This window comes from Limnobacter sp., assembly GCF_964228395.1.
In the GTDB taxonomy this organism is placed as follows: domain Bacteria; phylum Pseudomonadota; class Gammaproteobacteria; order Burkholderiales; family Burkholderiaceae_B; genus Limnobacter.
Window position 1 is genome coordinate 1 of the sequence record NZ_CAXQZX010000159.1, and the last position, 5,779, is coordinate 5,779.

5 protein-coding genes are annotated in these 5,779 nt (G+C 54.1%); 2 read left to right on the forward strand and 3 right to left on the reverse strand.

Annotation, left to right across the window (positions count from 1 at the left end):
* Both ACEQU8_RS13620 and dnaJ read left to right on the forward strand, forming a co-directional pair.
* A partial coding sequence (locus ACEQU8_RS13620; RefSeq protein WP_370264324.1) for an Hsp70 family protein occupies positions 1–983 on the forward strand: 983 nt, incomplete at its 5' end.
* A 119-nt stretch (positions 984–1,102) separates the two neighbouring features.
* Entirely contained in the window at positions 1,103–2,233 is a 1,131-nt protein-coding gene (dnaJ, locus tag ACEQU8_RS13625) for a molecular chaperone DnaJ (RefSeq protein ID WP_370264326.1), read from the forward strand.
* 94 nt (positions 2,234–2,327) lie between these two features.
* On the opposite strand, the gene ACEQU8_RS13630 is transcribed toward dnaJ, so the two are convergent.
* The 3 genes from ACEQU8_RS13630 to metG all read right to left on the reverse strand — a co-directional run bounded on the left by ACEQU8_RS13630 (position 2,328) and on the right by metG (position 5,649).
* Positions 2,328–3,197 carry a ScpA family protein gene (locus ACEQU8_RS13630; protein ID WP_370264327.1) on the reverse strand — a complete coding sequence of 290 codons (870 nt, stop codon included), beginning with the start codon at positions 3,195–3,197 and terminating at the stop codon, positions 2,328–2,330.
* Positions 3,198–3,258: 61 nt separating this feature from the next.
* On the reverse strand, positions 3,259–3,456 hold the full coding sequence (locus ACEQU8_RS13635; protein ID WP_370264328.1) for a DUF3460 family protein: 198 nt from the start codon (positions 3,454–3,456) through the stop codon (positions 3,259–3,261).
* Between the two features lie 111 nt (positions 3,457–3,567).
* On the reverse strand, positions 3,568–5,649 hold the full coding sequence (gene metG / locus ACEQU8_RS13640) for a methionine--tRNA ligase (RefSeq protein WP_370264330.1): 2,082 nt from the start codon (positions 5,647–5,649) through the stop codon (positions 3,568–3,570).
* Positions 5,650–5,779: the final 130 nt, after the last annotated feature.

Consider the following 5,779-nt stretch of genomic DNA (forward strand, 5'->3'; position numbering starts at 1 on the left):
CCTTGAAAGACGCAGGTGTATCTACGTCACAAATTGACGACATTATTTTGGTGGGCGGTATGACCCGCATGCCCAAAGTGCAAGAGGCTGTAAAGAGCTTCTTTGGTAAAGAACCCCGCAAAGACGTGAACCCCGACGAAGCCGTGGCCGCTGGTGCTGCCATTCAGGGTTCTGTGTTGAGTGGCGACCGCAAAGATGTGCTGCTGCTGGACGTGACCCCATTGTCTTTGGGCATTGAAACCATGGGCGGTGTGATGACCACCATGATTTCGAAAAACACGACCATCCCCACCAAGTTCAGCCAGGTGTTTTCCACGGCCGATGACAACCAACCTGCGGTCACCATCAAGGTGTTCCAGGGTGAGCGCAAAATGGCCAACGACAACAAGAGCCTGGGTGAATTCAATCTGGAGGGCATTCCACCTGCACCACGCGGTGTACCACAGATTGAAGTGACCTTTGACATTGACGCCAACGGCATTTTGCATGTGTCTGCCAAAGACAAAGGCACCGGCAAAGAGAACAAGATCGTCATCAAGGCCAACTCTGGTTTGAGCGAGGAAGAGATCCAGAAAATGGTGAAAGACGCCGAGGCCAATGCGGCTGACGATGCGAAGCGCCGCGATCTCGCCGATGCAAAGAACCAGGCCGACGCATTGGTGCATAGCACCCGCAAGAGCTTGGGCGAGTACGGCGACAAGCTGGATGCTGGCGAGAAAGAAAAAATCGAGGCCGCTTGCAAGGCCTTGGAAGAGGCTGCCAAGGGCGACAACAAAGACGCCATTGACACCAAAACCAAGGAACTGGCAGAAGCTGCGCAAAAGCTTGGAGAAAAAATGTACGCTGACATGCAAGCTCAACAAGCCGCTGCCGGTGCTGCTGAAGGTGCAGCACAAGGCGGAGGTGCAGAGCAGACCAGCGGCAACAAAGCAGACGCAGATGATGTGGTAGACGCCGATTTCAAGGAAGTTAAAGACAAGTGATCGGTGGTTAAAGCAAACGTGCACGCACTGACTGGCCCGGTTGGGCCGGCTGTGTGTGCCCAAAGGCAAGGGCGCATGGGCACGTGGGTGGCCTTCGCCCTTTTTGCATAGAGAAGAACATGGCAAAACGGGACTTTTACGAGATTTTGGGTGTACAAAAAAACGCCACAGACGACGAGCTGAAAAAGGCTTATCGAAAGATGGCCATGAAGTACCACCCAGACCGCAACCCAGGCAACGCGGAGGCGGAGGCCAAATTCAAAGAGGCCAAAGAGGCCTACGAGATGTTGACCGACCCACAAAAGCGTGCGGCCTATGACCGTTACGGTCATGCTGGCGTTGACCCCAACATGGGCGCGGGTGCCCGTGGTGGCGCCGGTGGCTTTGCTGATTTTTCTGATGCATTTGGCGATATTTTTGGTGACATTTTTGGTGGCCGAGCAGGGGGTGGCCGACAGTCCAACGTGTACCGGGGCGCCGACCTGAAGTACAACATGGAGATCACGCTGGAGCAGGCGGCCAAAGGCTTTGATACCCAAATCCGGGTGCCGGTGTGGGACAACTGCGGTACCTGCTCGGGCAGTGGGGCCAAGCCAGGCACCAAGCCAGAGACCTGTTCCACGTGTGGTGGATCGGGTGCTGTGCGCATGACACAAGGTTTTTTTAGCGTGCAACAAACCTGCCCCAAGTGCCACGGCACAGGCAAAATGATTGCCCACCCTTGCCACGATTGCGAGGGTTTGGGCCGTAAAAAAACCAACAAAACCCTGGAAGTTAAAGTACCAGCAGGCATCGATGATGGCATGCGCATCCGTTTGAGTGGTAAGGGTGAGCCCGGAGTCAATGGCGGGCCTGCGGGCGACCTGTATGTGGAAGTGCATATTAAAGAGCATGCGGTGTTCCAGCGCGATGGCGATGACCTGCATTGCGAAATGCCAGTGTCGTTTGCCACCGCTGCTTTGGGTGGTGCCATCGAGGTTCCAACGTTGGGTGGTAAAGCATCGTTTGAAATTCCCGAGGGCACACAAACCGGCAAAACATTCCGCTTGCGCGGCAAAGGCATCAAAGGCGTGCGTTCTTCATACCCCGGGGACTTGTTTTGCCACATTGTGGTTGAAACGCCGGTGCGCTTGTCTGAGCGGCAAAAGGAGTTGCTCAAGGAGTTTGAGGCCTCTTGCACGGCCGATGGCGACAAGCACTCCCCACGCGCCAAAAGCTGGATGGACAAGGTGAAGGACTTCTTTGGTTAATCAAGAAATGCTTCACGCCCGCAGCCCGGCCACAGGGCCGGGTTTTTTTATGCGCAGGGAACCCTTAAGGAACGAATGGGGAGAAACGGTTCAATCAGGCCGATGCCTGTTCAGAGGGGGTGCTGGCCTCGTAGCCCAGGCGCACGTAAATGGGTGCATAGGGTTCTGCTTGGGTTACTTTGACCAAGCCTTCGCGTGTAAGCTCCAGCATGGCAATGAAGTTAACCACCACCACTGGCACGCCGCGCTCCACATCAAACATGTCGAAGAATTCAACAAATTTTTGAGTTTGAAGCCTTCGCAGAATCATGGTCATGTGTTCACGCACTGACAACTCCTCCCGCGCAATGGTGTGGGCCTTGACCAGTGAAGCGCGTCGAAGAATTTGAGCCCATGCTTCTTGAAGTTCGTTGGGCGATACATCTGGAAACCGCTCAACTGTGGCGGGGTCGTGGTAGGCGTGAGCAATCCAGAAGTCGCGGCCCAGAAGGGGAATCTTATCGAGTTCCTGGGCGGCCAGTTTGATCTGTTCGTATTCAATCAAGCGACGCGCCAGTTCGGCGCGAGGGTCTTCGGCTTCCTGCTCGCCATCTTTGGGAATTACTGGCAGCAGCATGCGCGACTTGATTTCAATCAGCATGGCGGCCATGAGCAAATACTCGGCTGCAAGCTCTAGATTGCGGCTTCGAATTTCATCCACATAGCTGAGGTATTGCCGGGTGAGCTCGGCCATGGGAATGTCCAGAATATTGAAATTCTGCTTGCGAATGAGGTAGAGCAAAAGGTCCAGTGGTCCCTCGAATGCTTCCAGAAAAACCTCAAGTGCGTCGGGCGGGATGTAGAGGTCTTTGGGGACGTTAAACAGCGGCTCGCCATAGAGGCGAGCCAAAGCCAAGCCGTCCACCACATTGGGGGTGCTGTCGGCTTGGTCGCTGTGTTGAACATCGCTAAGGGAGTTGCTCAAGGTGTGCCTTTATGAGCGTGTTGCGGGTCAATTGTCTTGACTTGGAAACAATAAACCACACTTAAGGCTGAACATCGCCAGATTGATACACATAGGGCTTTTGAGGCACCTTGGCTTGTTTAAAACCTTCCTGTAACTGTCGGTCAAGTTGTTTGTCCCAAAGCAAAGCCCGGCCTTTTTGCTGCTCGGTTTCCAAGTGTGGGCGCTCTTGTTTGAGCTGGCTTAAAAACTGGGTCGCTTCAGATTCGTAATGTGCCATGGTATTGAATATATTTAAAAAATTGTGAGTAGTTTATCAGGCCGCCCAAGAATTTGATTGCACTTTGCAAGGTCCTTGGGGCAAAGCAAATACGCTTTGCCTTTTGTTGGTTTAACTGATTTTCATGCCCGGCGTCATATTGCCTTGGGCCGTTAAGGTGCGTAGCACCGTGTCGTCGTCTGAGGCTGCGCAAAGCACCATGCCTTCGGACACGCCAAATTTCATTTTGCGTGGTGCCAGGTTGGCCACCACCACCACAAATTGCCCGACCAACTCCTCTGGCTTGTAATGCGCTGCGATGCCCGAGAAAATATTGCGCGGTTTGTCTTCGCCCAAGTCGATGGTGAGTTGAAGCAGTTTGGTGGAGCCTTCCACGGCATTGCAAGATTTAACCAAACCCAGGCGCAGATCGATTTTGGCAAAGTCGTCGATGCTGATGATGTCAGTCTCAGAACGGGAATCGGCCTTGGGCTCGGTGTTTTGTTTACCTTTGGCCGCGTTTGTGGCTGTGGCCGCAGCAGGGGCCAATGATTGCTTATTGGCCTCAATCAGAGCGTCGATTTGCTTTTGATCCACACGCTGCATGAGGTGTTTGAAGGGTTGTATGGCCACTGTGCTTGCCAGCGGGCTGCCCACATCGGCCCATTGCAGGGGCGCCACGCCCAACAGCCCCTCGGCTTGGCTTGCCAGAACAGGCAGCACCGGCTTGAGGTAGAGGGTCAGCAGGCGGAAGGCCTCCAGGCAGATTGAGCATGCTGTGTGCAATTCAAGTTGCTTGTCAGGGTTTTTGGCCAGTTCCCACGGCTTTTCTTGATCAACGTAGGCATTAACCTTGTCGGCACAGGCCATGATTTCGCGTATGGCTTTGCCGTACTCGCGCTCGTCATAGTGACCGGCAATGGCAGCAGCTTGGGCGCGAAGCTCGAGCAGCAGGGGGTGTTGCATGGCGGCGTCGAGGGTTCGGCCATCAAAATTTTTCACCAAGAACCCGGCACTGCGGCTGGCGATGTTGATGTATTTGCCCACCAGGTCGCTGTTAACGCGAGCTGTAAAGTCTGCAAAGCTCAAGTCCAGGTCTTCCATGGTGGAATTAAGCTTGGCTGCAAAGTAATAGCGCAACCACTCGGGGTTTAGTCCCTGTTTGATGTAACTTTCGGCCGTGATGAATGTGCCACGGCTTTTACTCATTTTTGCGCCGTCCACAGTTAAAAAGCCGTGAGCGTTTACTTTTGTTGGAGTTCGCAAACCCGCAAATTGCAGCATGGCCGGCCAAAACAGGGCGTGGAAGTACAGAATGTCTTTGCCGATGAAATGCACCAACTCGGTCTGCGTGCCGGTTTTCAAAAACTCTTGGTGGTCCAGGCCGATGCGCTCGCAGAGATGTTGAAAGCTGGCAAAGTAGCCCACCGGGGCGTCTAGCCAAACATAAAAATATTTGCCGGGCGCATCTGGGATTTCAAAACCGAAATAGGGCGCATCGCGAGAAATGTCCCAGTCGGCCAGTTTGCCACTGCCTTCCTCGCCCAGCCACTCTTGCATTTTGCGGCTAGCCTCTGGCTGCAGGCGTCCCGGGGTTTGGGTCCATTCGCGCAAGAAACGCTCGCATCGTGGGTCAGATAGCTTGAAAAAATAGTGGTCTGAGCTTTTGCGCACTGGCGTGGCGCCAGACACCGTGGAGTAGGCGTTTTTCAATTCGGTGGGTTGGTAGGTTGCGCCGCACACTTCGCAAGAATCGCCATATTGGTCTTTTGCTCCACACTTGGGGCACTCGCCCTTGATGAAGCGATCAGGCAAAAACATGTTTTTGACGGGGTCGTAGAACTGTTCAACTGAACGTACCTCGATCAGCCCGGCCTCGCGCAGACGGGTGTAAATGGTTTCGCAATGTGCCTTGTTCTCGGGCGAGTTGGTGGAATGGTAGTTGTCAAAACCCACATAAAAACTTGCAAAGTCGCGCTGATGTTCTTGGCTCACGCGCGCAATCAGCTCCTCTGGGCTAATGCCCTCGGCCTGTGCCCGAAGCATCACGGGTGTGCCGTGGGTGTCATCAGCGCACACATAATGCACTTCATGGCCCTGCATTTTTTGAAAACGCACCCAGATGTCAGTCTGGATGTATTCCACCAAATGACCGAGGTGGATGGCGCCATTGGCGTAAGGCAGCGCAGAGGTAACAAGGATACGGCGTGTCACGGTGTTGTTCTTTGAAGTTGACGATGCGAAGGCGATATTGTACGCGCACTTGCAGGGGGAGTTTTTGTTTGCTGTGGTGCCCGGGACCGGAATCGAACCGGTACGCCCCTTTTACGGTAAGCGACGGATT